Origin of the sequence: Sphingobacterium siyangense, from assembly GCF_007830445.1 — a bacterium.
Classification (GTDB): domain Bacteria; phylum Bacteroidota; class Bacteroidia; order Sphingobacteriales; family Sphingobacteriaceae; genus Sphingobacterium; species Sphingobacterium siyangense.
In genome coordinates, this window is the sequence record NZ_VLKR01000003.1 from 49,447 (window position 1) to 76,000 (window position 26,554).

Genomic DNA, 26,554 nt, shown 5'->3' on the forward strand with positions numbered 1-26,554 from the left:
CGAACTTTCTTATTCTCCCTTTTCCAAGAAAGGGTATCTATAATCTGTATCTGGATTAAATGTCTCTTTGATTGTACGAGGAGACACCCAACGAAGCAAATTGATCATTGATCCCGCTTTGTCGTTTGTACCCGAGCCTCTAGCACCACCAAACGGTTGTTGACCTACGACAGCACCTGTACACTTATCATTCACGTAGAAGTTACCAGCGGCATGTCTCAATTTATCTGTTGCTAAATTAATCGCATACCGATCTTGCGCAATGATTGATCCAGTCAAGGCATAAATAGATGTTGTATCAACAATATCTAAGGTTTCTTCAAACTTAGCATCCTCGTAAACATATACGGTCAGGACAGGTCCAAACAATTCCTCAACCATGGTTTCGTAATCTGGTTTTGAAGCCTCAATGATTGTTGGATGAATGAAATATCCTTTAGATTTATCGTATGTACCACCAACTACAATTTCTGCGTCATTAGATTCTTTAGCTCTGTCGATATACTTCGCTAATTTATCAAATGACTTCTCATCAATTACAGCATTGAAAAAGTTTGTAAAATCTTCTGTTCCACCGATTGTAAAAGATTTTACGTCAGTAGTCATAGATTCTTTCAATGCAGGCCACAACGATTTAGGAATGTATGCACGTGATGCAGCAGAACATTTTTGACCTTGGTATTCGAAAGCACCACGAACCAAAGCTGTATTTGCAGCTTTCAAATCGGCCGAAGGGTGTACAACGATAAAATCCTTACCACCAGTCTCACCAACAATACGTGGATACGTTTTATAACGGTGGATATTGTTACCGATCGTCTTCCAGATATCCTGGAATACTCCTGTTGAACCAGTAAAGTGGATACCTGCGAAATCTGGGTGTTGGAAAATCACATCACCAGCGTCAGGACCTGAAACATACACCAAGTTGATAACACCATCCGGAAGACCAGCTTCACGGAAAATTTTCATCAATACATTTGCTGAATAGATTTGGGTATTGGATGGTTTCCATACAACAACATTCCCCATCATTGCGACACAGGAAGGTAGATTACCCGCAATCGCTGTAAAATTGAATGGAGTCAATGCAAATACAAAACCTTCAAGAGGACGTTGTTCTACACGGTTCCACACACCTTTACCTGATATAGGAGGTTGTTGTTTATAGATTTCGCTCATGTATTGTACATTGAAACGCAAGAAATCCACAATCTCACATGCCGAATCAATTTCTGCCTGATATGGGTTCTTCGATTGTCCCAACATCGTAGCAGCATTCAACTCATAACGGTATTTACCTGAAATCAATTCAGCAGCTTTTAAGAATATCGCAGCACGATCTTCCCAAGTAAGATTTTCCCAATCCTTTTTCGCCGCTAAAGCTGCATTGATTGCATCTGTTACATGAGATTTATCGCCTTGATTGTATTGACCTAAAATATGTTGGTGGTCATGTGGAGGAGCTAAGTTTACTTTTTTAGAAGTAGTGATTTCTTTACCACCAATATACATTGGGATATCGATTTGTTTCGAACGTGCCTCATCAATTGCTGCTTTCAACAATTTACGTTCTTTCGTTCCGACAGCGTATGTGTACACCGGTTCGTTGGTAGGAACAGGAACTGTAAAAAATCCTTTAGACATATTACAATTATTAATTATTCATCCAAAAAATACTATTTATGAATCATGAAGGGATCAAGTTTGTTCATTCCATTATTTGCATCAGAAACCATGGTTTCAACTTGTTAGCATGACACTAAATAGCGTTAATAGAAGTAAAATTACCTCAAATTTTATGAATACCCAAAGTTACTGTCCTTCTTTGAGCACCTTGGAAAAGATACGTTTAAATTTTTCCAATTTCGGTTTAATCACCAATTGGCAGTATGGTTCTTTTCCATTTAATCTATAATAATCTTGATGATAGTCCTCTGCTGGATAAAATACGGTTGCCGGAACTACTTCGGTTACAATAGGTTTATTGAAAACATGCTCCTTTTCTAACGTCGAAAGATAATATTGCGTCTTATCAAGCTGCTCTTTATTGTGCACAAAAATAGCCGAACGATATTGGGTGCCAACATCATTTCCCTGACGATTGAGCTCCGTTGGATCGTGTGCTACAAAAAAGGCCTCCAATAGTTTATCGTAGCTGATCACATTTGGATCAAAAATAATATTGGTTGCTTCCGCATGCCCTGTACTCCCGGTACAAACCTGCGCATAACTTGGGTTTGCTACCCATCCACCGGTATATCCCGAAACCACATGTACAACACCCTCTAACTCCTTAAACTGAGCCTCAGTACACCAAAAACATCCTGCAGCAAATGTCGCCGTATCCAAACTCGCCGTATTTTTTTCAGGTAATTTGGTGAAATCAGGTTTCTTTACCCGATGCCCCTGCTGCTGCCCCTGGCAGGAGTTCAATACAAAAAGTGCTGTTAAAAGTATCAGAATATTTCTCATAAATAATTACCCTTCTTCTTTCCTTTTATGTTCCCTGAATTATTGGAGTTAAATTCATGCCCTATAAACAAATACCAACTAGGTTTTGTTTATAAAATAGAAAAGCGACAATAATAACTTATTGTCGCTTTTCTATTGCGCTATCAAATGATCAACTATTTAGCTGCAGCATAATTTTCAGCTACGGCATCCCAATTGATAACATTAAAAATTTCTTCTAAATACGCCGGACGTTTATTTTGGAATTTCAAGTAATAAGCGTGCTCCCAAACGTCGATACCTAAAATAGGAGTTCCTTTTACTTCAGCAACATCCATCAATGGATTGTCTTGGTTTGGTGTAGAAGTTACGGCCAATTTACCATCAGCACCAACGATTAACCAAGCCCATCCTGAGCCAAAACGCGTAGCACCAGCAGCTTGAAGTTGTTTTTTCAACTCATCAAATGAACCAAATGTAGCATTGATTGCTTCGGCTAATTCACCTGTTGGAGCTCCACCTGCATTTGGGCCTAAAACCTTCCAAAACAAAGAGTGGTTATAGTGACCACCACCATTATTACGTACTGCTGCGCTGTATTTACTTACATTTTTAATAATATCCAATAGGGATAAGTTTTCTGCGTCTGTTCCTGCGATAGCTTTATTTAAGTTATCCACATATGCCTGATGGTGTCTGTCATGGTGGATTTCCATTGTAGTTTTGTCAATATGTGGTTCCAATGCGTCGGCTGCGTATGGTAACGCTTCTAATTCAAATGCCATATCTATTTTAATTTAAATGTTTATTACTTCGTTTATACATACAAATATAACACAATATACACGGTTATGTTTTTATGTGTTACAATAAATCCATTATTTCCCTACCGTTTTTGACGAAAAAATGATTTTACCAAATCAGCACATTCGTCCTGCAAAATGCCATGTGTAATGACAGTTTTGGGGTGTAATATTTTATCGTGAAAATGGGAATAGCCACGCTTTTCATCTTTGGCTCCATAGACTATTTTACCAATATGTGTCCAATAGGCCGCTCCGGCACACATGATACAAGGCTCAATGGTAACATATAATGTACATTCATCCAGGTATTTGCCCCCAAGGTAATTTGCTGCTGCTGTAAAAGCCTGCATCTCAGCGTGAGCTGTCACATCATTTAATCGCTGCGTCAAATTATGACCTTTCCCTATAACACGTCCTCGATGAACAATAACTGCCCCAATAGGCACCTCTCCCTCTTGGTAAGCGACCTTAGCTTCATTCAATGCCATACGCATGAACGACTCGTCACTATCGATGAGTTGTGTTCCTTCAAAATCTATAAATGTCATGGTACAAACTTAACTAAGTTTAGATCCATTTGGTAATTTTTTGTCGACAGATGTCAAAATAATATCTCCATTTTCGTCCGGAAATCCGGTCACTAGACACTCAGAAAAGAAATTAGCGATCTGCTTTTTGGGAAAGTTCACAACTGCGACAACTTGCTTCCCAATCAACTCCTCTTTGTTGTAGTGTACTGTAATCTGGGCACTACTCTGTAATACACCAATTTCATCGCCGAAATCAAGTTTCAATTGATATGCTGGCTTTTTAGCTCTTGGAAAGTCTTTTGCTTCTAAAATAGTTCCTACCCGTAAATCCACTTTCTCAAAATCGCTCCAACTAATGGCATCACTCATAATCGGTTGCTACTAATATCCTGAATCTCTTTACCTATCGTAAATAAAACATAGGAAGGCTTCCGTCCCAAACGTAAAGACAATCTATTGATCAGTTTATCTTCCTCTCCTGCTTGAAAAGCTAAATCTTCATCACTTAAGTGGTTGTACTTGCGACGGAGTTTTTCTTTGGCTACTTGCCACTGTTCTTCGTTAATTTTCAGCATAACTCAGATTTAGGTATAAAATTTGTATATCTTTACTGAACTGTAAAAGTTTGTTTAAAGATACAATATATACATAAATAAAAGATTATGAAAAAGATTTTACCAGCATTACTTTTGATTTGTGGTAGCGTAGCAACGGCACAGGCGCAGCTTTTGCCAGGGTTTGAGGTGGGTGTAAAAGGAGGCTTGAACTTCTCTAAACTTAAAAGTGATGGAAAATATTTCAATTCTGACCCGAAAGCAGGCTACCAAGCAGGTCTTTATGGACGTGTTGGTGTATTGGGATTCCATATTCAGCCTGAGGTTTACTTAACAGGTAAAAACACGACAGTGAAAGCAGAAAATGGCGAATCGACAGATGTAAAATTTACAACGGTCGATGTTCCGGTATTATTAGGCAAACGTTTTGGTTTAGGTCCGATTGGAGCAAGGATTCAAACTGGCCCAATATTTTCATTTAAAGTCGATGACAAGCAAGATAAAGTCATTGACCAATTGAACCCAAATAACTACAAAAAAAGTGGTACATCTTGGGCATTTGGTGTAGGTGCTGACATTTCAAGCTTACGTGTCGATGTAAGATATGAAATGGGCTTGAACAAGGTCAACAACGAAAGTCAGGCAAATCCCAAAATCAACATGTGGAGTATCGGTTTAGGCTATAGATTATTCAGTATCCTATAGTTCTTTAAACCTTGTTCATATACTGTTTAAAAGTCCGTTTTTATTCAAAACGGACTTTTTATTTCAATAAACTTTAGAACCGTTCTAAATTATTGCTTTTTCTTGTCAAAATGGTATCATATTTAATAGCAAATAGTAGATTTGCCTAATTCAAATTAAATTACAAGGATAATGAGTAAATCAAAGCCAGTTTTCAGTTCTTCGATTGGGAAGAAGCTAATCATGAGCTTAACAGGAATCTTCCTATGTTTATTCCTAGTTGTTCACTTGGTTGGTAACTTGCAATTATTTAAAGATGATGCGGGTCTAGCGTTCAACAAGTACGCCTATTTTATGACTCACTTTACACCAATCAAAGTTGTTTCTTACTTATTGTATGCTTCGGTAATTGTTCACGTCATCTACGCTATTACATTGTCGATGAAAAACAAGGCCGCTCGTCCTATTGGTTATGCCAAATATGATGGTCAAGCAAACAGCAAGTGGAATTCACGCAACATGGGTATCTTAGGTACTGTCATTTTAGTATTCTTAGCTACGCACATGTCTAATTTTTGGTGGAAGTTTCACAATGATGAAGTGCCGTACATCGAATACCGTACTGATTTGGCAACTGGACAAACCACAGCGAGAGAACTTCAAGCTTCTGAATTCCACGACTACCAAGAAACGGTAGAAAACAATGTTCAAATCTTAAAAGCGAGAGATTTGTACAAGCAAGTTGACTTTGCATTCAAAAATGTTGCATTGGTAGCTTTGTATGTTATTGCGATGGCAGCTTTGGCATTCCACTTAATTCATGGTTTCCAATCTGCATTCCAAACTTTAGGTTTTAACCACAGAAGATATATTGGAATCATCAGAGCAATCGGTGTTTGGGTATTTGGGGTATTAATTCCAATTGGCTTTGCAATAATGCCATTGTTTTTCTTCTTTAAATAATTCAGAATCTTTTAAGATAAAGCTCAGGCTTTATCGATCAATATAAAATTAAGAGATATGTTAGATTCAAAAGTACCAGCGGGCCCATTAGCCCAAAAGTGGTCAAATCATAAATTTAATCTTAAGTTGGTTAACCCTGCTAACAAACGTAAATTTACTGTTATTGTTGTTGGTACAGGTCTTGCTGGTGCATCTGCAGCGGCATCTTTAGCCGAATTAGGATATAATGTAATTACCTTCTGTTACCAAGATTCACCTCGTCGTGCGCACTCTATTGCGGCACAAGGTGGTATTAACGCAGCAAAAAGCTACCAAAACGACGGAGACTCTGTTTTCCGTTTATTCTACGATACAATCAAAGGTGGTGACTACCGCTCACGTGAGGCAAACGTTTACCGTTTGGCAGAAGTATCTGTCAACATCATTGACCAATGTGTTGCTCAAGGTGTTCCATTTGCACGTGAATACGGAGGTCTATTGGACAACCGTTCTTTCGGTGGTGCGCAAGTTAGCCGTACCTTCTATGCACGCGGTCAAACGGGACAACAATTGTTGTTGGGCGCTTATTCAGCGTTAAACCGTCAAATCAAAAAAGGAAAAGTAAAATCTTATACGCGTCATGAGATGTTAGACTTGGTTATGATCGATGGTCATGCTAAAGGTATCGTAACTCGTGACTTGGTTTCCGGTAAAATCGAAACTCATGCTGCACATGCAGTATTGATGTGTACTGGTGGTTACGGTAACGTATTCTTCTTGTCTACAAATGCAATGGGATGTAACGTTACAGCAGCTTGGAGAGCACACAAACGTGGTGCTTACTTTGCTAACCCTTGTTATACGCAAATTCACCCAACGTGTATCCCGGTAACAGGAGATCACCAATCTAAATTGACATTGATGTCAGAGTCTTTACGTAATGACGGCCGTGTATGGGTTCCTAAAACTCAAGAAATGGCAGAAAGATTACGTAAAGGTGAGATCAAAGCCAATGATATCAAAGAAGACGACAGAGACTATTTCTTGGAGCGTAAATACCCTTCATTCGGTAACTTGGTACCACGTGACGTAGCATCTCGTAATGCAAAAGAAGCTGTTGATGATGGTCGTGGTGTTGGTAAAACTGGTTTCGCCGTATTCTTGGATTTTAAAGAAGCGATCGGTCGTCTAGGCGAAGATGCAGTACGTGCTAAATACGGTAACTTATTTGACATGTACTACCAAATCACCGACGAGAACCCATACAAACAACCAATGCGTATCTACCCAGCTGTTCACTACACAATGGGTGGGGTATGGGTTGACTACAACTTGATGACTACAATCCCTGGTTTGTATGCTTTAGGTGAGTGTAACTTCTCTGACCACGGTGCAAACCGTTTAGGTGCATCGGCGTTGATGCAAGGTCTTGCCGATGGTTATTTTGTAATCCCTTACACTGTGGGTGATTACTTAGCTAAATTAGGTTCATTTGCGCCAGTAGATCATAGCCATCCAGCTTTCGAAGCTACTCGTAAGGAAGTTGAAGACAAAATCAACAAATTGTTGTCTTTAAACGGTACAGAAACTGTTGATGATATCCACAAAAAACTAGGTCTCATCATGTGGGAATATTGTGGTATGGCTCGTACAGCTGAAGGATTACAAAAAGCACAAGGTTTGATCCAAGAGTTGAAAAAAGAATTCTGGACAAACGTTAGAGTACTTGGAGAGAACGAAGAATTAAATCTTTCTTTAGAAAAAGCTGGTCGCGTAGCTGACTTCTTAGAGTTAGGAGAGTTAATGGTTGTTGACGCATTGCAACGCGCTGAGTCTTGTGGTGGTCACTTCCGTTTAGAAAGCCAAACTGAAGAAGGTGAAGCAAAACGTAACGATGATGAATTCGCCTATGTATCTGCTTGGGAATACAAAGGAGACAATGTACCTGAGGAATTACACAAGGAAGACTTGGTATTCGAGAACGTTCAGTTAACACAAAGAAGTTATAAATAAGAAGGAAAATTATCATGGCACAACATATGAATTTAACGCTGAAAGTTTGGCGTCAAAAAAATGATAAAGATAAAGGTCAATTTGTAACTTATCAGGCAAACGATATCGCTGATGATATGTCTTTCTTAGAGATGCTTGATATTGTCAATGAAGAATTGACTCGTAAAGGAGAAGATCCTGTATATTTCGATCACGACTGTCGTGAAGGTATCTGTGGGATGTGTTCATTAGTAATCAATGGTCGCCCTCACGGTCCTAAAGAAGGTACCACAACATGTCAATTGCACATGCGTAGCTTCCACGATGGACAGACAATCGTCATCGAACCTTGGAGAGCTGCTGCATTCCCAGTGTTGAAAGACCTTGCAACAGACCGTACGGCTTTTGATCGCATTCAACAAGCAGGTGGATATGTAAATATCAATACAGGAGGTGTTCCTGATGCCAACACGATTCCTATCCCCAAACGTATTGCTGACGAAGCATTCGAATCGGCTACATGTATCGGTTGTGGTGCTTGTGTTGCTGCATGTAAAAATGCTTCTGCAATGTTATTTGTATCTGCAAAAGTCTCTCAATTTGCCTTATTACCTCAAGGCCAAACTGAGCGTTACGAACGTGCACAGGCAATGGTAGATCAAATGGATGCTGAAGGTTTCGGTAACTGTACCAACACTGGTGCTTGTGAAGCTGAATGTCCTGTAGGTATCAAGTTAACAAACATTGCGCGCTTAAACCGTGAATATTTAACTGCTAAAATCTTCCGTCAAGAAGAACCACACGTTTAATTAGCATATTAAATCCTTCATGTTTTCGCTAGCATCAACAGCTACGAAAACCTAATGAAGATTCTTTCTGGCTCATGAAAATGGGTAATTCAGAAAAATAATATAAAAGTCCTTGCCCTAAGAAAGCAAGGACTTTTTTTTATATTTACAATAATGTAAATTGACGCACGTGAATTCTGGTATAAAAATTCGATTACTCCTACTTATCTTGACTTTATGCTTTATAGGAACAGCTATAACCATTAAAGAATCTGTTACCAATAAGGAAATACTAGACATTGATACAAAATCACTCAATGATTATATCGCTCAACAAGAGAAAAAAGTCGATCGAATTTTCAATGATTCACTCCTGCTCAAAACATTTAAAAACTACGATCAGTATCCTATTGCAGTATATCAGGCCTTCGAAAAGTTTAAAACCAACGAAAAGGTTTTTCTATTTCTTTTTAAGGACCATGAACCCAAGATGTGGAGCACGCATCTATTTGTGCCTATTACAGATCAGGGATTTCCAGAAAAATCCAATTTTATTCAGGATGATAACCGTTCTTACGTTGTTCGAAAAAAAACAATTGGCAATATCAGTATACTCGCCTATATTATTGTAAAAGGCTATACAAATAACAACAACCCGTATTTAAATAGCTCTTTGCGGAGAAACTTCTTCGACTCCAGAAATATTGACATCGCCTCCTATACAGACACGGTCACCATTAAAAATATCTATAGCAATGAGGGGTCTTATCTGTTCTCCGTTAAGCTAAAAGATGGAGAGCATGAAAATGCCTATACAATTTTGCAATTCTTCTGCTGGCTACTTGCCTGGATCGCGTTACTGATCTTCTTCAATAGCCTCTGCTTACATATGGCCAAGACAGGAAGGGCCTGGTGGTCTGCGATACTGCTATTGTCGATATTTAGCCTTGTCAAATTTGCCGATCTTAAGTGGAACCTGCTGTCCGAAAATGCGACATTTTCAATTTTCGACTCACGGAATTACGCCTATAATCGCTTCTTCCCTAATATATGGTCCGTGATGTCCACCACCATATTGGTGCTATGGTTGGTTCTATTTATCTATTCAATTCGCAAAGAGCTCAACTTTGACAAAATAAAAAACATCCGGCTCTTTAGAATTCCTATCGCAATCGGATTTATTCTAAGTATATATCTATCGTTCGGTCTATTGTATGACATCGCTGGTACATTAATTACACACTCCAACAACATCTATTTTGATTTCACAAAACTTGTCGATTTACATTTCTTAAGTTGGGTAGATCTAGGCATTGTTGGCATGGGTATTTTGGCTTTAAGTATCTACATTGATCTTGTACTATTTTTTCTTAAAAAATTAGAATTAAAACCGACGCAGCTACTCAATATTCAACTGGCATGTGTCATTTTTGTCATCCTGATCATTTCCTTTTATATCGAGAAAAATAGCCTGGTCAATTTGCTACTCGCGCTGATCATCCTTATTAAATCATTTGGCGAGAAGTATTTCGACAGACATATATTAACAAATTATATTGCTGTACTGATACTTTGGGCAATCATAAGTGCGATCACGCACGCACGTTTCTATCAGGAACGGAACTTAATTGACATGAAAATCTTGCTGAGTAATCTACAATCAGAAGATGATGTCAATGCTGTTTCATTATTCTCTGATATTGAAAGTAGCTTAGCAAACGATCAAGAATTAAAACACTTATTTAATATCAGCCTTCCCTATACCAATACCGAGGGGATCAACGATTTTATCAAGAAAAAATACTTTAGTGGCTATCTTTCCAAGTACGAGTTCAAAGCATATTATTATGATCAGAATAATATTCCGCTCAATCCAGCCAGTCAGAATAAGATCAATGAATATCGAGAAAAGGTAATCAACAAGTCGATAAAAGTCACGCAGAACTTCTACCGTGCCAGCGCTGAATTGGGTACGCATGAATACTTCTCCATTATTCCTGTCACCATTGACCAAAATAGGATTGTCAATGTCATCATCAATCTTTCCAATAAAGATTTTAGTTATACGGTTCCCTATCCCGAAATCCTCACCGATATGCGGATCAACAATTCGCAATATTATAATAAAGGGGATTATTCGATAGCCCTCTATAAAGGCGGTTCTTTAATAACACAGTTTGGGAAATATACCTACGAGAACAATTTAAGGGGGCTGAAAGGTGTTCCAGGAGAATATATCCAAGTACTGGACCGTGATGCATACCTACATATGGCTTATGTTGCCAATAAATTCTCAACATATGTTATCAGTAAACAAAAACCTTCTTTTTGGGACTATCTAGCGACTACTTCATTTTTGTTCCTGGTATTTTTTATGATTTTCATGTTTTTCCATTTCATAAAATCATTCTATATCTTTCTTAAGAATACCAAGCTAACTTTCCGTAATTTAAAATATCAGTTCTACAAAATAGTAAATAAAATACAGTACTCTACACGTATTCAAACCTCCATTATCTCATCGGTAATACTAGCTATCCTCATATCTGCGGTAATTTCGTATATAAGTATCAACAAGCAACTTTATAATAACAATAAAGCAAGTAAGGAACGTTTTATTATCGAATTGGGCAAACGGATGGAAAATATGTTGACCTACACAGATGAAACATCCACCGAGACGCAGCTTATCAGCATGCTCAAGACATTATCTGAAACAATTTCCAAAGACTTCAATCTTTATTCCAAATCAGGCAGGTTGCTTTATAGCTCGCAACGTAGAATCTACGATCTGGAACTTTTCTCTACTTTCATTAATCCAGCTGCACTGAAGAATCTTTCTATCTTAAAAAAATCGGAGACGATTGAAGATGAGCGTATAGGCACTTTTCAATTTGAGACCAGTTATGCAACCATTAGGGACAAAAACTATAATACACTCGCTTATATAGGTATACCAAACTTCTCGCTTCAGAAGGAAGAAAATATTAATAAGAATCTTCTTTTAAATACAATAGTGAACATTTATTCGCTGATCATCATAGGCTTTGGTTTTTATGCGACATTTGTGGCCAACAGTGTCACCAATCCATTGAGCATCATCAGTAAGAAGATCTCACAACTACGCCTGGGACAACCCAACGAACCTCTGTTTTGGCAACGAAATGATGAAATAGGTACATTGATCAAAGAATATAATCTCATGATCATAAAGCTGGAGGACTATGCCAATAAAATCAAAGATACTGAGCGCGAATCAACCTGGCGTGAGATGGCTCAACAGATAGCCCATGAAATCAAAAATCCGCTGACGCCAATGAAATTAGGTATTCAGCAACTCCGTAGATCGTACAAAGATGAAGACCCTAAATTTCCGGATCGCTTCAATAAATTCTCCACTTCATTTATCGAACAAATCGATGCATTGACGTATATTGCCTCAGAATTTTCGCACTTCGCAAAATTCCCAAATACAGTAATGGAAAACATCAATATTGTAGAAAAGGTAACAAAGTCCATTTCCTTGTACAACAATACACCAAATGTAAGTATTCGTCTCATTAACAATGCCGATCACAAAACCCTTATTGTTAAGGCTGATGGTAATGAGTTATTGAGAACCTTCAATAATTTAATAAAAAATGCGATTGAAGGAGGTTATGGGCGAAAAAACATGAAGATCGAGATTTCCATTGAACGCTACTCAGACAAATTTGTCAAGATAGACATCAAAGACAATGGTTATGGAATTCCCAAAGAGATGCAGGATAAAATTTTCCAGATTAATTTCACGACAAAGAGTTCAGGAAACGGCTTAGGGCTAGTTCTTGTCAAAAAAACAATAGAAGCCAGTAATGGGCAAATTTATTTTGAGACTGTAGAAGGCGAAGGTACAACGTTCCATATACTGCTTCCTTTACAACAGATAGAGTCTTAATATGTGTAGATAGCAATCAACAAAAATAAGACATCGAAGAAAGCTTATATGCGCTCCATCTTCAGTGTCTCTAAATAAGCATTTGTGTAAAGAAATGGGCGTCACACCAACTGATGTAGATAAAAATATAGCGTTCAATTAGGGTATAACTCAAACACTGATAGCATAAAACTAACCAGTTAATCGATAGCCTTATTATTTTGCTTTAAGGATCAGTATAACAAGAACAGTACACTATAAACAAAAAAGCTCTTTGCGATTATGCAAAGAGCTTTTTTGTTTATAGTGTATCTATTTTTAACGCAATACAACAGTAGATCGTCCCATGATTGCATTATCTTCATATAATAAAACCGTATAGGCCCCTTTAGAGAATCCTTCTTCTGCTGCCCAATAGACGATATAGTCTTCACCTTTGTTGGTAAATAAAATATTGTGTTTAAAAGTATATTGTAATTTCTCGCCATGTACATAGAAAATATTATCACCTTGCACGACCAGATTTCCCTGTGGATCGATAATTCTAACATATATATCACGTTCTCCACTTTTAGCCAACGGATTATCAGCAATGGTAAAGTTGATTTTTAACTTATCGATTTTTTTAGCACGTTCTTCTACAAATTCCTTTCCATTCTTTTTGACTTCAAGGCCATTTATACTGATGCTTGAAACCTTTAATGCTGAAGCAGTCGCAACCTTCTCTTTCAGATCCGAATTTGATGTAACTAATGAAGTAATCTGTTTTTCTTTTTCGACAACAGATTCGTTCAAGTTGGAGTTTTGTTTCGATAAAATCTGATTTTCCTGAATCAGCCGTTGCACATTGACACGATAAGTATCCACCTGCTTCTTAAGCTGATTGATCTTGTGCTGTGCTTCATCGATATCTTTTGCTGTAATACTCTTATTTTCAAGTTTTTTACGAAGCTCTGCGATCTCAGCTCTAGAATCATCCTTCTGCACGGACATCTCTGGAGTCAATTGAACATTTTCTACATCAATTTTATCCAATTCAGCTTCAATACGATCGATTTGTACCTGCAAATTTTCTTTTTCTACTGTAAGTGTATAGACCTTTTCACCATTAGTCTTAAACTTGACATAAAAATATATATTCGTTGCAAGTAATGCTGCTATCGCAATGATAAAGAAGTAAATCTTCGAAGAATCTTTCTTCTTCTCTTCTTCTTTCTTACTCGAAACAACTTCTGAATTTATCATAATATACTGTCATATTCATAGGTATAAATCTATAAATTTATACTATTGAATGTTTAAACAAAAATTATTCCAGTTTTATTTTTTATTACCAATTATGAATTATTCAAAATAATTCAAGGTCTCAAATCCGCCTTGTTTTAAGTATTCTTCCTTTCTCATCAGGTGAAGATCGGATTGTACCATATCTGTTACCAACATCTGAAGATCATATTTTGGCGTCCATCCAAGTTTTGTATTTGCTTTAGTCGGATCACCAATTAGTAAATCGACTTCAGTTGGCCTATAATATGCTGGATCAACTTTGACAACAGTCTGACCAAATTTAATCAGCGATTTATCAATATTTAACTGGGCTAGGCGCTCCTCGTCAATATCGATAATTACCCCCTTCTCCTGCTCTCCCTTTCCACTGAACTCAATCTCAATTCCCAATTCTGCAAAAGCCATGCGAACAAAGTCCCTTACAGTTGTTGTCACACCTGTAGCAATCACAAAATCTTCAGCGGTTTCTTGTTGTAGAATCAACCACATTGCTTCTACATAATCTTTAGCATGCCCCCAATCGCGTTGTGCCGACAGATTACCAAGATATAATTTATCCTGAAGTCCTAGCGCAATTTTTGCTACAGCCCTGGTGATTTTACGTGTCACAAAAGTCTCTCCCCTTACAGGGCTCTCGTGATTGAATAAAATTCCATTACAAGCATACATCTTATAGGCTTCACGATAATTGACAGTAATCCAATAACCGTACATTTTTGCTACAGCATAAGGACTTCGCGGATAAAAAGGTGTCGTTTCACTTTGTGGAACCGCTTGCACCAATCCATAAAGCTCGGAAGTAGAAGCCTGATAGATACGGGTTTTCTCAATCATTCCCAATAATCTGACTGCTTCAAGAATCCGCAATGTACCGATACCATCGGCATTTGCAGTATATTCCGGCGTATCAAAACTAACTTTTACATGAGATTGCGCCGCAAGGTTGTAAATCTCGTCAGGCTGTGTTTCCTGTATAATACGGATTAAGTTGGTTGAATCCGTCAAATCACCAAAATGCAATGTGAAATTTCTATTGTCAAGATGGGGATCTTGATAAAGATGATCAATACGATCTGTATTGAATAAAGAACTGCGACGCTTTAAACCGTGTACTTTGTAACCTTTCTTCAATAGGAATTCTGCTAGATAGGCACCATCTTGTCCTGTTATACCTGTTATTAAAGCAGTTTTCGTGTTTTGTTCAGCCATGTTTCTCTCTAGATTAAGCAATACCTGACGAAATCGTTAGGTATATATCCCATTTTCATACTTAAAATAAGCTTATCCGCCCACAAGATTATCATGCATAGTTGGCTTTTTCACTGTATCGGTAAATTCCGCAGCCTATGACACGAATAAATCATAATGAATTGGGAGTGTAAAAGTATTAAATTTTAAACAAAAAAAGCCATAGGAATTCCTATAGCTTTCTGTTATTCTTCTTTTATCGTTTACGTTTAGTTCGAACGCGTAAAATTAAACACTAAATAGGCTTCTCCGTTAGCAACAGTCAATGGCATACGCATAACTAATTTATTCCCATCCGAATAAGATAAATCCAAACGGTAACCTGTTGTTACGTTCTTCGCTTTATCGCCTGCATAAATCTTTTTAAATTGAAACTGAGGTTCTCCTAAGCCTTTTCCAGGATTATAGATAGACCAAAAGATCTCACGTGATGCACCCGGAGCACATAAAGTTCCTTGCGCATTAAAAGTAATAGATCCTTTACCATTTCCAATAAAATTCCATGTACTACCTACGAAACATTCTGCAGGAGCTTCTTCAAATACACTTTTAATCGTGAATGAAGAAGGTAAATTCTCTCTATCGATTGTATTCAACGTCCATGTACCTTTTACAGCGGATTTCCAATCCGAAGCGCTTGGACCAGAAGCTGCACTCGTGTTGGAAGAAGGATTTCCAGTTGATGTACCTTGCTTTTGTGCTCCACAAGAAAATAAGGTCACCGTAGCAAAAATAGTTGCTAATGATAAAACGAATCGATTCATATCTATAAATTTTAATTTCAAATTGTATTTTTGGGGTAAATTAATCCACAAAACATGAAAATTACAGCCAAAAATCATACCATAAGCAAAATAATCGCAAAAACGCTGTTAAGGTTATTTATCATTTTATTGGCCTTTGCTTCTTATCCGCTTTTTTTAGGACAGGAAGCAAAAAGCAAATTGAATCAAATCAGCCTTGCTTTTACGAACAAGATAGCTCTCATCGCTCCTATCTTGTTATTTTGCTTCATCATTGGATTAATGATCGCTGTGCTCAAGCACAAATATAACAGAATTGACCTAAATTGGCTATTTTCTCTTGCTACTATCTTTGGTATTTTATATTTGATATTATTGTATTCAAGAATTTACCCAACGATTGCTTAAGTGTAATTGCACAATTCGCCAAAGTTTCTAACTTTGGATTCTCCAAAAAGCTAATTACAGCCGAACAAGATTGGATGTATAATTTATATGGATAAAAAAAAAGGGCTAAAAATAGCCAAAAATATAGCAAAGATTGTCGTTACTGTGGGCGCCTTATACTGGGTATTCAGCAAGGTATCTCTAAAGGATCTGAAAGAAGCGGTAATCAACTCCAATCCGCTCTATCTATTCTTTGCTCTAGTTGCTTATAGTATCTCTATTTTTATTTCCTCTTCGCGCTTATTGACCTTTTTAAAGGCAATCGGTCTGGATGTTACGGAAAAATATAATTTAAAACTATACCAACTTGGCTTATTTTACAACCTCATTTTACCAGGTGGCGTTGGGGGAGATGGTTATAAGATATTCTTCCTCAGGAAACGATTCAATATTAAAGGACGAAAATTATTTACAGCCTTATTTTTAGATAGATTAAGCGGACTATGGGCACTATGCCTAATCATTGCAGCGCTGGTTACCTATATGCCACAGCTAGGGATTCCAAACTATCTGACCATCATATTATTTATTATAGGGAGCGTTCTCTATTACTTTATCGTAACCAAGTTCTTTAAGGAATACAAGGCAACATTTCTAAGAGCACATTTAAAGGCTATTGGTGTACAATCAATGCAGGTTCTCGCAGCAATTCTCATTCTTTATGCCTTAGGTTTTAGCGGTAAGTTCTCTCCGTACCTATTTTTATTCCTTGCATCTTCTTTGGTTTCAATCATTCCGTTTTCTGTTGGGGGATTGGGCATGCGTGAACTTGTGATTATGTGGGGAGCTGGCATATTCCAGGTAGACTCTCACAATGCGGTTTTGATCACCTTATTATTTTATATTATTTCCGCTCTCGTTGCTCTTTCGGGAATTTATTTTATCTTTCATCCGCAGGCAATTGGAGAGGACAAATTACCTTCAGCAGAAGAAGTTGAACAAAGTCAAAAACTAGAAGAATAAACATGGCAAATATTATTATTACAGGCGCAAGCAGTGGTGTTGGATTTGAAGCGGTGTTGGATTTGACCTCTAAAAAGGACAACAAAGTCATTGCTTTGGCTAGATCAGCAGACAAACTGAGAAAACTTCATGAAATTGCAGGTCAGCTCAACTATGATGGCGGCACCTTATACCCGGCTCAATTTGATATTGTCTACGATGACTATACTACACTTGTTCCCTTCATCCAATCAAAATTTGATAAGGTTGATATCTTGATTAACAATGCTGGAGCACTCATCAATAAGCCATTTATGGAAACTGATGGAAAGGATTTTGCTGAAATGCTACAAACCAATGTGATGGGACACGTCAATATGATCCAACACGTTGTTCCCATGATGCAATCAGGCTCACATATTGTCAATATTAGCAGTATGGGCGGATTTCAGGGATCCATGAAGTTTCCCGGACTTTCGGCATATTCAACCAGCAAAGCTGCATTAGCAGTGCTTACAGAATGCTTAGCAGAGGAATTTAAGGAAAAGGGAATTAAAGTGAACTGTCTAGCCTTAGGATCTGCACAGACTGAAATGTTCGAAGCTGCTTTTCCAGGCGTTGAAGCGGGTACTTTAGCCTTTGAAATGGGACGCTATATTGCAGATTTCGCTCAAAATGGGCATCACTATTTCAATGGGAAAATACTTCCTGTCGCCAATACAACACCCTAACTGGAATAGCGCACTTCAAAGAGATATCCCTTGTTCTAATACAGTCAGGTTGATCTAATATAGTCAGGACCATTTAATGTACGATTAAATGGTCCCGATTTCTTTAAGCTTATTTGATCCGGAAAAAATATTAAGATTCGCGGCATTCAGTTGATTAAATCAATTTGTCTTCAGTTTAAGCCATTTCGTAAGGTCATCCATCAATTGTTCATTAAAGCTCTCTGAGTTTTCAAAATATTCTTCAATTTTTCCTGTTTGCGCATTTTGAAAAAGGTGATTCAAATTAGGATAATCCTTAATGATGACGTCGGTGGTGTTTAAATGCAGGTGTTGCAGACAATAGATGTTTTCATTCGCCGGGACTTGAACATCCTTTCCGCCGAAGGAAGCGAAAATCGGTACTTTCACCTGCTTCAGATAATAAGCTGGATCGATGCGAAGAAACGTTCTAAACCAGGGGCTCATCATTGGACTAAGTTTAATCTTCATATCAGGAGACAGTGGATTCCCGTTATTTTGCTGAATAAGTTCTTTTTCCAACGATTCGGCCAACGCCTTTGGTGGCTCGTCTTCCAATAGAATATTATACAATTTTCGATTATTTGCTTTATTGGTCTGCAATGCAGCTTCAGATAATCCGCCCGCTTTTCCTAAAGCATAGCTTTGTAAAATCAGCAAAGAATCTCCTTTGATCACAGGTCCAGACAGGAGTGCAATATAGTTTACTTTACTATTCTCGGATGCCACGATTTCGGCAATTAGCGCTCCCTCACTATGGCCAATCATCCCGATTTTATCCACATCAACTACAGCTTTTTTGCTTAGAAAATCAACTGCAGCGTTAGCATCAGAAGCGAAGTCAATCGTTGTCGCTAAATTAACTTCTCCTTTGGAGCCACCTACTCCCCTGTCATCGTAACGTAATACGGCAAAACCGTTTTTCGTAAGATGATCAGCAAGCACCTTAAATGGCCTGTGACCAAACACCTCAGAATCTCTATTTTGTTGACCACTACCATTGACTAATACCACCGCAGGAAATGGCCCTCCATTTTTAGGATAAGTCAGAGAGCCCGTCAGAAATGCATTGCCTGCACTATTTCTAAACGAAACTTCCTCTTCCATATAGCTATAAGGGGGGAAAACATCCTGCTTACGAGAAAGCCCACTCTGTTCGTTCTCGCTTCGTACCAAAATCATAGCAGATTCAAAAGGACCTTGTTTCATCACTCCTTTCATAACATCTTTATCCCGGTCTAAAAAGCCCGCATACAGAAGACCTATATTCCTAACGTCCATCCAAATGGAATCGTGCTCTATACGTATTTGAGTGATTGCAAATTTCTGCGCTGTTTGCATCGGACTCTCAAAGGTTCCATTCCACTTCCCTGTGCTATCTTTTTGAATGTTGAACACCAGCAGCAGCTTCTGCCCTGAAACCTCAACCTCGCCCTTCCATGAGCCATCAAATGTCTGCGCATGGGTACATGAAAAATGAAAACAAATGATAAATAGGTATAAAATTTTTCTCATTGTCGTTTTTTACTAGAAATTAAACTGTATGCATAAATCCAATATAAAATATAATGCCACAAATACCATACTGATTCCAATCTTCTTATTATTAACGGCTACATTCATACCCTTAACCAATAAATAGAACTGATAGCATAGCAATAACAAACTGATGATTCCAAACATGCCAAACAAGAGCATCTCCGTTTTATCAACTCCAACCAATGTATGATCGTCGCTTTGCACTGCCTTTAAGACTTCATCCGTAAATTTGTCCTGGTTTAACAATTTCCCTAAAAATAAGGCACGATAGAGCGGAAATGGTATAATCAGAACGACATTTATGACATCGATGATTCTGGTCTTTCTGTTCAATAACATCCCAGTACCGTAAAGAAGTGTAAAAGGAGCCAAAACCATACAGGCATGAACGCCCAATACAGCCCATATCGAAATCACCCTATCCGGTTGATAGAAATGCATAAAACCATTGAACTGCTGGCCCGATAAATAAATAATATAGCTTGATAACAAAAATCCGATAACACCAGCAAAGAATAGTTTCCACTCCGGCAATTCCGCAAATGGATTCTGAAAAATCTGTTTAACTTTCATTTTTTAAGAATTGAGATAAGCGCAGCTGTTCGATTTCTACTGGATTTTGGGTTCCAATAAGTAATATCTTACCAGTTTCCAAGGTAAGTTGTAAGCCCATATTACCACGAGCTGAAAAAGCCAGCCCTTTCTGCCCTCTCCGAAAACCCCATCCACCAAACTCACCAATCGGGTTATATTTTCGTACTTCAACAGCACGAATATCTGTCCAACGTGCTCTTTTACGATAGAAATTAAATGGAAAAAAATAGACTTCAATTCCATCTTCACGAATAGTAGTTCTTAATCGTAGAACGCCAAACAATCCCCATAATACCAAATTGATCCAAAACCCCGGTAATTGAAATAATGGAGCAAAATTCAACCGCAAGAGCTCATGCCAGTGCACAGAAAAACTGGCCACGCTGACAGATAAAAGGATCAGACAGAGCCACCAGCTAAAAAAAGATTGGCTTTCGGTATAAAGCGTATTATTTTTCATCTTGATATAATTCTTTGTTTATCAATCATTCGATTGCCCAGACTGCTAAATACTTCTATTTCTGCCATTATTGTTTGTATGATCAAGCGATTTCAATTTGCGAATCAGATCATCGAGAATATTACGGACCGTCGGATAGGATTTGCCCATCTGATTTGCCATTTCTTTTAAACTCCCTGAGTGCATCAAAAAATTCAAAACAAATTCTTGCTCCTCTACAGTAAGCTGCATCAACACAGGTAAAGAAAACTTACCTACAACTTCGGTTTCACAGGAGTCACACACCAATTTAGCGACTTTTAACTTCGCTTCACAACAAGGGCAATCAACCGGTATTTTTTTCATTAAATAATAACATCATTAACATTATTAAAGATAATATTAATAATGTTAAAACAAAAGATTATAAAATCAATATTTTTCAAAAATCATTGCTTAATGATATATTTGTATCATTAAATAACGTTTATGAAGAAGTTTTTAGGCTATTTCCTATCTATTATATTTTGGTTTTGTTTTGGTTTATCCCTAATTATTTTCCACCCCATACAGTGGTTATGTTTAAAGCTGGGTGGATACAATGCACATAAAAAGAGTGTAGATATATTAAATGCCTGCCTCGTTGCCTGCTATTACACGCTATTTAATCGGGTGACATTTATCGACAATAAAAATATTCCAACAGGACAACCCATTGTCTTTGTAGCAAATCATCAAAGTACTTTTGATATTCCTCCAATGATCTATTTCTTGCGTAGATTTCATGGGAAATTTATTTCTAAAATAGAACTTGCCAGTGGCATACCTAGCATCTCCTTCAACTTAAAACATGGTGGTGCCGCAAATATAGATCGCAATGACCCCAAACAATCTATTGCTGAAATATTGAAACTTGCCAATAATATGAAAACCAAAAACTGGTCCGCGTTTATTTTTCCAGAGGGAACAAGATCGAAAACCGGAAAAATGAAGGCCTTTCATGTTGGTGGAATTGCCACTTTACTAAAGAAAAATCCGAATGCACTCGTTGTTCCTATTGCCATTAGAGGATCATATGAAATGGTACAATATGGTATGTATCCATTAACCCCATTTCTTCATATGACCTGGGAAGTGCTAGAACCTTTGGATACGGAGGGTAAGAATATTGAGGAGATCGTTAAATTAGCTGAGGAAGCAATAAAATTAAAGGTCGAAAAATAGGAATAAGCTACTTGACCTGCCTTCCTTTCCAGTCGTACTTCCCTACATTGCCCAATATGCCTATATAAGCCAGATACAGGATATGAGCCAAGCTCAATAAAGGAAGATACCATAAGAGTTCCTTTCTGCTTGCGAACCTTGTCAAAGGTTCAATAAAAATAAATTCGACGACCATCTTTAATAGCAATGCAAAAAGTACAACCCAAGCAACGAATTTTACACCGAAAAGAGCAAGAACCGAAGCTACCAAAATCAATAAATTAAAGAACCAAATGGAAATCCCTAATGCGATGACACCTTTATTTTTATATTTGGTACTTTTTGAAGCCCAGCGTCTGCGCTGACTAATGAATGACTTCAAATCCGGTTTGGCATCCGTATAAACAACAGCATCTTTTGATTTACAAAACGTTATTCGCTCGGGATATTGTTCTGCTACCTTATGTAAAAAAAGTTCATCATCACCGGATGCAAGCTCGTCGATCCCTTTAAATCCGCCCATTTGTTTAAAAATATCCTTTCGATAGGCCAAATTAGCACCATTACAGGTCGTTGGTTTTTTGTTACCAATACCTGCAGCGCCCAGACCTATCAAATACAAAAATTCCAGGGTCTGCAGTCGTTCAAAAAAACTCTTTTCTTCTGAATACACCACTGGAGAAGATTGTAGATAAGCACCTTCTTTCTCAAATGTGCTGATAACCGTTGCTAACCAGTTCGACCCCATGCGGCAATCTGCATCAGTGGTAATAATAATTTCACCTTGACAGCATTCTATCGCCCTTGAAATTGCTAGTTTCTTATACGAATTCAAACGCCCGTTTTCATTCAATTGAATAAGCTTAACACCTTTCTCTTCATATTCTTTCACAATCAAAGACGTATTGTCGTCTGAATGGTCATCGATAATAATGAGCTCCAGGAGCTCATTAGGATAATTCTGCCCGAGTATGGATTCAATGGTGCGTCTAATATTTAACTCCTCATTCCGCGCAGCAATAATCACAGATACGGTCATTGTTGGCCTAATAGAACGGTTAGGTTCTGAAATCAAGGACCAGCCTCTGCGCATCCATAAAACTAGAATTGCATATACGCAGGCAAAAATGATCAATAAATAGTTAAGAATTTGTATCACCGAAAAAATTAATCTTAAAAACAAAAATAGAACCAAATATAGCTGGAAGAATCAAATTAACGAACCAAATACAGGAAACAATAGCCATTACAGCAATCTCTTGTGTGGTAACATAGCTATATAGATTGCTAGCAACAAAACTTCTCACACTGAAATCAAAAATATCCAATGTAGGCAGAGCTGCCTGAACAAAAAACAGAATAAAAATCATCAGAATCATGGATAAAAGTGGTAGCTCAGGCAAAGTTAGCTTCATCAAGATGATATACTGCGAAGTAAAAATAACAAATCGCGCCAAAGAATTTAAAAGAACAATACTGAGCTCACGCATTGAATAGTGCTCCAATACTTCAAAGAAGGGCTTAATTCGCGTCAAAAACTTAATTTTCCCGACCAATAAATCGATCCATTTTACATTGAAATATAAGATGACAAATCCTCCAGCATAGATAATAGCAAGTAGCCATACCCCAAATTGTACTGTTAAAGGAGTAGAAAGAAATTTACAGATAAACCAAGCGATACTTAGTGACCCCGCAACGCTTGTGAGCACCAATTGCGCAAATAATCCAACGCCCATCGCTACGGCTCCTTTTGCTCGATGTTGGGGCTGTAGAAAAAGTACCCGTCCGCCATATTCGCCAATCCTATTAGGTGTAAAAATAGCCCAGGTAAGCCCGCAGAAAACGGATTGGAAAGCCTTCCAAAATGAAATATGCTCCAGTTTAGATGCAAGATACCGCCATTTCACAACTTCAAGCAACCAATTGACAAGCATTAAAACCACAATTAAAATAAGGGTCCCAACAACCGAATGCTGCTCCAAACCGGCAATTAGGGTTTTGAACTTCTCAATATTGCTTCTATCGGATAGCTTCACAACGATATACCAGGTCGCTAGGGCGAAAACCAGTATCTTCAATAAAAGACTGATGTATTTTTTTTGTCTTCCAGTCAACTTTTGATAATTAGAGAGCAATGTTACTAAATTTTAGCCAAATGATTAAGTTTTGTCGAACGCAATCCGTGAATAAAACGCAAAATTTGTATTATTGTATATGCAGAAGGAAAAGGCGAAAGAAAGAATAATTTTAGGTATAGACCCCGGAACAGTAATACTTGGGTATGGTATCATCAAAGAAGTCGGCAATAACATATCCTTGGTCTCAATGGGGGTCATCAAAATGGGACATTTAGATGACCATGCCCTAAAACTACAACGTATATTCAAAAAAACTTCTGCTCTAATGCAGGAATACAATCCCGACTGCGTAGCTCTTGAATCACCATTTTATGGAAAAAACATACAGGTCATGCTCAAATTAGGGCGAGCGCAAGGTGTTGCCATGGCGGCGGCGCTGGCGCAAGATATCCCAATCTTTGAATATTCTCCAAGAAAGATAAAACAATCCGTTACAGGAAATGGAAATGCTACAAAGGAGCAGGTTTCCGCTATGCTAAAAAATCTATTAAAATTTGAGGAAACACCACAATTTTTAGATGCCACCGACGGATTGGCAATCGCTGTCTGCCACTCCTTTCAGAAAAATGCAGTATCAGGCAGCAGCAAGTCGTACACTGGATGGTCCGCCTTTATCAAAGACAACAAAGATCGGATCAAGTAATTACATTTGTACCTGACGAATCACATTCTTCACATTCAACTCAACAATATCCGTCATCGTCTTACACTTGAGGTAAGAGTTATTTTGATAAAATTCAGCGTAGCCCTCACGTAACTGTTTGATATTCTCCTGCGTAGAAAGGACCTGCGTTTGCGAAGCATCCCTTAGATCAGCGATCCGATGTCTTTCACTCCGGACTCTATGCACAATGGAAGAACGCTCCTCCTGTTGGTATTGCAGCACAGTTTTTTCATTTAGATGCTCCATTGCTAATTTGACGTAGGGAAGATTCTCCTTAAAAAATTGAGGCATATATACTTTCGGATTTCCTTCATAAAACTGCTGGTCAAAATCTATTGCCCGAATTCGAAACTGGAAATCATCAAAATCTGGTGTAATCTGCATCACAAAATTGTAGGCCCTCATATCCCCCAACAAGGTAATAATACATCGTTCATTAAACTTGACAAATTCTTTGGAAATCCGGGTCAGATTATAATCAGGCGAGAACATACGTGTTTTCGAAAAAGTGTCCCCGGGGATTCCAACAATATGTTCTTCAACCAAAGTATCATGGTCTACCATATAATTCACCTGATTTGGCGACAATATTTCTTCTAACTCCAATCCATATATTCGCGACGCATCGGCTTGCTTTATGTAAAAATAATCGTACACATCATTTAAACGGTTTACGATACGAATACGAAATGGTTTAGTATTGCCAAAGCCACAGTACTCTACACGATCAATATACTTATGCTGGACGATTCGCGTATTACCTGATGCTTTCAGTTTAGCATAAATCACCTTCAATCCGTCATACAATTGATCGATAAGATATTGCGGATACAGTGGAGTCTCCCAAAAAGTATCGTTGCCAAATTTATCCATGACAGGTACTGTCTCCGTAAAATTCAGTAGATCTTTATATCCTATCGGCAACTTTTCGTCTCGCTGATACAGCTTAAGGTATTTATGAAGTCCTTCCCCTACTTCAAAAATTGGTTTCTTTTTCGAAATCTTTACATCTTGAACTTCTTCCATCTCTATTCCGTATTTTATTTTTCGTTTACTCAAACATCACACAGTCTGCTACATTTTGCCCCATCATATGCTAAATTCGAACTGATTAGATTTTCAATATGCCAACTGTTTTTCCTACTTCTAAAAAAGGCAATACTAAATTAATTTATCATAATCTTGATATTAAACATGAAAACAATCACTTAACCTATAATAAGATCATCATGAAACAATTATAATCACTTTCAATCAAAAACATATAACATTATCAATATGAATAAGTATTTTTTATTAAATTTACATCTATAAACCGAAAATTCTTAGTAATTTTGAAATAAATTTAATTATTTTAGCTATTGGTCAGATCTTGATGCAACGACCAATTAATGAACACAAAAACCATTGTTAATGGAAAATCAATATGCAAACTATGATCTAGACAATTTGGATATCCAAATCTTGTCTATTCTAATGAACGATGCCTCTATTCCTTATACAGAAATAGCAAAAAAGCTAATTGTATCAGGTGGTACAATTCACGTTAGAATGAAGAAGATGGAAGAACTAGGTATCATTAGAGGGTCAAATCTAATTATCAATCCTCAAAAAGTCGGATTTGATATCACGGCCTTTTTGGGTATCTATCTTGAAAAAGGTTCACAATATGCAGATGCGGTAGATAAATTGAAAGAAATCAAAGAAGTGGTCGAATTACACTATTGTACTGGCCAATACAGTATTTTTGCAAAAATTATCTGTAGAGATACAGTTCACCTGAGAAAAGTATTGAATGAAGATATTCAATCCGTACCAGGGATTCAACGTACCGAGACGATCATCTCTCTTGAGGAGAGTATCAAACGTCAAATCAGCTTAGTCTAGTATAA

27 protein-coding genes are annotated in these 26,554 nt (G+C 37.6%); 11 read left to right on the plus strand and 16 right to left on the minus strand.

Going from position 1 to position 26,554, the window contains the following annotated elements; genetic code table 11:
• Nucleotides 1-9: 9 nt before the first annotated feature.
• The 6 genes from pruA to IQ31_RS04075 all read right to left on the minus strand — a co-directional run bounded on the left by pruA (nucleotide 10) and on the right by IQ31_RS04075 (nucleotide 4,365).
• Nucleotides 10-1,647, minus strand: coding sequence for an L-glutamate gamma-semialdehyde dehydrogenase (gene pruA / locus IQ31_RS04050; RefSeq protein ID WP_075990900.1), 1,638 nt, complete (start codon nucleotides 1,645-1,647; stop codon nucleotides 10-12).
• Nucleotides 1,648-1,815: 168 nt separating this feature from the next.
• Nucleotides 1,816-2,475 (minus strand): peptide-methionine (S)-S-oxide reductase MsrA, encoded by a 660-nt coding sequence (gene msrA, locus IQ31_RS04055; RefSeq protein ID WP_115047054.1) that lies wholly within the window; start codon nucleotides 2,473-2,475, stop codon nucleotides 1,816-1,818.
• Nucleotides 2,476-2,630: 155 nt separating this feature from the next.
• Nucleotides 2,631-3,239: a superoxide dismutase gene (locus tag IQ31_RS04060; RefSeq protein WP_115047052.1), complete on the minus strand. Its 609-nt coding sequence runs from the start codon at nucleotides 3,237-3,239 to the stop codon at nucleotides 2,631-2,633.
• 101 nt (nucleotides 3,240-3,340) lie between these two features.
• Nucleotides 3,341-3,808, minus strand: coding sequence for a nucleoside deaminase (locus IQ31_RS04065; RefSeq protein WP_115047051.1), 468 nt, complete (start codon nucleotides 3,806-3,808; stop codon nucleotides 3,341-3,343).
• Nucleotides 3,809-3,817: 9 nt separating this feature from the next.
• A complete protein-coding gene (locus IQ31_RS04070) occupies nucleotides 3,818-4,159 on the minus strand; it encodes a tRNA-binding protein (protein ID WP_075990896.1) in 342 nt (113 codons plus the stop codon).
• Entirely contained in the window at nucleotides 4,156-4,365 is a 210-nt protein-coding gene (locus IQ31_RS04075; protein ID WP_070561956.1) for a hypothetical protein, read from the minus strand. Before IQ31_RS04075 ends, IQ31_RS04070 begins: the two co-directional genes overlap by 4 nt.
• Before the next feature lie 87 nt (nucleotides 4,366-4,452).
• On the opposite strand from IQ31_RS04075, the gene IQ31_RS04080 reads away from it, so the two are divergent.
• The 5 genes from IQ31_RS04080 (at nucleotide 4,453) to IQ31_RS04100 (ending at nucleotide 12,687) form a co-directional block, all read left to right on the plus strand.
• Nucleotides 4,453-5,049, plus strand: a complete 597-nt coding sequence (locus IQ31_RS04080; RefSeq protein WP_145327160.1) for a porin family protein — start codon at nucleotides 4,453-4,455, stop codon at nucleotides 5,047-5,049.
• Nucleotides 5,050-5,220: 171 nt separating this feature from the next.
• Nucleotides 5,221-5,991 (plus strand): succinate dehydrogenase cytochrome b subunit, encoded by a 771-nt coding sequence (locus tag IQ31_RS04085; RefSeq protein WP_046674909.1) that lies wholly within the window; start codon nucleotides 5,221-5,223, stop codon nucleotides 5,989-5,991.
• Between the two features lie 57 nt (nucleotides 5,992-6,048).
• Nucleotides 6,049-7,983 carry a fumarate reductase/succinate dehydrogenase flavoprotein subunit gene (locus tag IQ31_RS04090; protein WP_075990894.1) on the plus strand — a complete coding sequence of 645 codons (1,935 nt, stop codon included), beginning with the start codon at nucleotides 6,049-6,051 and terminating at the stop codon, nucleotides 7,981-7,983.
• A gap of 14 nt (nucleotides 7,984-7,997) precedes the next feature.
• Nucleotides 7,998-8,771, plus strand: coding sequence for a succinate dehydrogenase/fumarate reductase iron-sulfur subunit (locus tag IQ31_RS04095; protein WP_172840644.1), 774 nt, complete (start codon nucleotides 7,998-8,000; stop codon nucleotides 8,769-8,771).
• A 169-nt stretch (nucleotides 8,772-8,940) separates the two neighbouring features.
• Entirely contained in the window at nucleotides 8,941-12,687 is a 3,747-nt protein-coding gene (locus IQ31_RS04100) for an ATP-binding protein (protein WP_115047049.1), read from the plus strand.
• A gap of 297 nt (nucleotides 12,688-12,984) precedes the next feature.
• Here IQ31_RS04100 and IQ31_RS04105 read toward each other — a convergent pair whose 3' ends face one another.
• The 3 genes from IQ31_RS04105 to IQ31_RS04115 form a co-directional block, all read right to left on the minus strand.
• Entirely contained in the window at nucleotides 12,985-13,911 is a 927-nt protein-coding gene (locus IQ31_RS04105) for a hypothetical protein (protein ID WP_088160102.1), read from the minus strand.
• Between the two features lie 99 nt (nucleotides 13,912-14,010).
• Nucleotides 14,011-15,162 (minus strand): GDP-mannose 4,6-dehydratase, encoded by a 1,152-nt coding sequence (gmd, locus tag IQ31_RS04110; protein WP_046674906.1) that lies wholly within the window; start codon nucleotides 15,160-15,162, stop codon nucleotides 14,011-14,013.
• Between the two features lie 248 nt (nucleotides 15,163-15,410).
• Nucleotides 15,411-15,965 (minus strand): lipocalin family protein, encoded by a 555-nt coding sequence (locus IQ31_RS04115; protein ID WP_075994619.1) that lies wholly within the window; start codon nucleotides 15,963-15,965, stop codon nucleotides 15,411-15,413.
• Nucleotides 15,966-16,019: 54 nt separating this feature from the next.
• Between IQ31_RS04115 and IQ31_RS04120 the strand changes: the two genes are divergently transcribed.
• The 3 genes from IQ31_RS04120 to IQ31_RS04130 all read left to right on the plus strand — a co-directional run bounded on the left by IQ31_RS04120 (nucleotide 16,020) and on the right by IQ31_RS04130 (nucleotide 18,064).
• Nucleotides 16,020-16,352, plus strand: a complete 333-nt coding sequence (locus IQ31_RS04120; protein ID WP_046674904.1) for a hypothetical protein — start codon at nucleotides 16,020-16,022, stop codon at nucleotides 16,350-16,352.
• A gap of 87 nt (nucleotides 16,353-16,439) precedes the next feature.
• Entirely contained in the window at nucleotides 16,440-17,354 is a 915-nt protein-coding gene (locus IQ31_RS04125; RefSeq protein ID WP_075990891.1) for a lysylphosphatidylglycerol synthase transmembrane domain-containing protein, read from the plus strand.
• 2 nt (nucleotides 17,355-17,356) lie between these two features.
• Nucleotides 17,357-18,064 (plus strand): SDR family NAD(P)-dependent oxidoreductase, encoded by a 708-nt coding sequence (locus IQ31_RS04130; protein WP_145327161.1) that lies wholly within the window; start codon nucleotides 17,357-17,359, stop codon nucleotides 18,062-18,064.
• A gap of 159 nt (nucleotides 18,065-18,223) precedes the next feature.
• Here IQ31_RS04130 and IQ31_RS04135 read toward each other — a convergent pair whose 3' ends face one another.
• From IQ31_RS04135 to IQ31_RS04150, 4 genes are read right to left on the minus strand one after another with little or no spacing between them, the layout of a single operon-like run.
• Nucleotides 18,224-19,597 (minus strand): alpha/beta hydrolase family protein, encoded by a 1,374-nt coding sequence (locus IQ31_RS04135; protein WP_145327162.1) that lies wholly within the window; start codon nucleotides 19,595-19,597, stop codon nucleotides 18,224-18,226.
• Between the two features lie 12 nt (nucleotides 19,598-19,609).
• The gene (locus tag IQ31_RS04140) at nucleotides 19,610-20,194 is read right to left on the minus strand and encodes a hypothetical protein (protein ID WP_145327163.1); all 585 of its coding nucleotides are present in this window, start codon (nucleotides 20,192-20,194) and stop codon (nucleotides 19,610-19,612) included.
• Nucleotides 20,184-20,675: a hypothetical protein gene (locus IQ31_RS04145; protein WP_088160099.1), complete on the minus strand. Its 492-nt coding sequence runs from the start codon at nucleotides 20,673-20,675 to the stop codon at nucleotides 20,184-20,186. Before IQ31_RS04145 ends, IQ31_RS04140 begins: the two co-directional genes overlap by 11 nt.
• 45 nt (nucleotides 20,676-20,720) lie before the next feature.
• Nucleotides 20,721-21,020, minus strand: a complete 300-nt coding sequence (locus IQ31_RS04150) for a DUF2089 family protein (protein WP_088160098.1) — start codon at nucleotides 21,018-21,020, stop codon at nucleotides 20,721-20,723.
• 123 nt (nucleotides 21,021-21,143) lie between these two features.
• Here IQ31_RS04150 and IQ31_RS04155 point away from each other — a divergent pair, with 123 nt between their 5' ends.
• Entirely contained in the window at nucleotides 21,144-21,878 is a 735-nt protein-coding gene (locus IQ31_RS04155; protein WP_088160097.1) for a lysophospholipid acyltransferase family protein, read from the plus strand.
• 7 nt (nucleotides 21,879-21,885) lie between these two features.
• Here the strand turns inward: IQ31_RS04155 and IQ31_RS04160 are convergent, their stop codons facing one another.
• Together IQ31_RS04160 and IQ31_RS04165 are read right to left on the minus strand one after the other, a co-directional pair.
• Entirely contained in the window at nucleotides 21,886-23,016 is a 1,131-nt protein-coding gene (locus IQ31_RS04160) for a glycosyltransferase family 2 protein (protein ID WP_232475666.1), read from the minus strand.
• Entirely contained in the window at nucleotides 23,000-23,974 is a 975-nt protein-coding gene (locus tag IQ31_RS04165; RefSeq protein WP_145327164.1) for a lysylphosphatidylglycerol synthase domain-containing protein, read from the minus strand. Before IQ31_RS04165 ends, IQ31_RS04160 begins: the two co-directional genes overlap by 17 nt.
• Before the next feature lie 100 nt (nucleotides 23,975-24,074).
• On the opposite strand from IQ31_RS04165, the gene ruvC reads away from it, so the two are divergent.
• Nucleotides 24,075-24,641: a crossover junction endodeoxyribonuclease RuvC gene (gene ruvC / locus IQ31_RS04170; protein WP_088160095.1), complete on the plus strand. Its 567-nt coding sequence runs from the start codon at nucleotides 24,075-24,077 to the stop codon at nucleotides 24,639-24,641.
• On the opposite strand, the gene IQ31_RS04175 is transcribed toward ruvC, so the two are convergent.
• Nucleotides 24,642-25,688 (minus strand): hypothetical protein, encoded by a 1,047-nt coding sequence (locus tag IQ31_RS04175; protein WP_046674895.1) that lies wholly within the window; start codon nucleotides 25,686-25,688, stop codon nucleotides 24,642-24,644.
• Between the two features lie 387 nt (nucleotides 25,689-26,075).
• Between IQ31_RS04175 and IQ31_RS04180 the strand changes: the two genes are divergently transcribed.
• Nucleotides 26,076-26,549: an Lrp/AsnC ligand binding domain-containing protein gene (locus tag IQ31_RS04180; RefSeq protein WP_046674894.1), complete on the plus strand. Its 474-nt coding sequence runs from the start codon at nucleotides 26,076-26,078 to the stop codon at nucleotides 26,547-26,549.
• The last annotated feature ends 5 nt before the right edge of the window (nucleotides 26,550-26,554 follow it).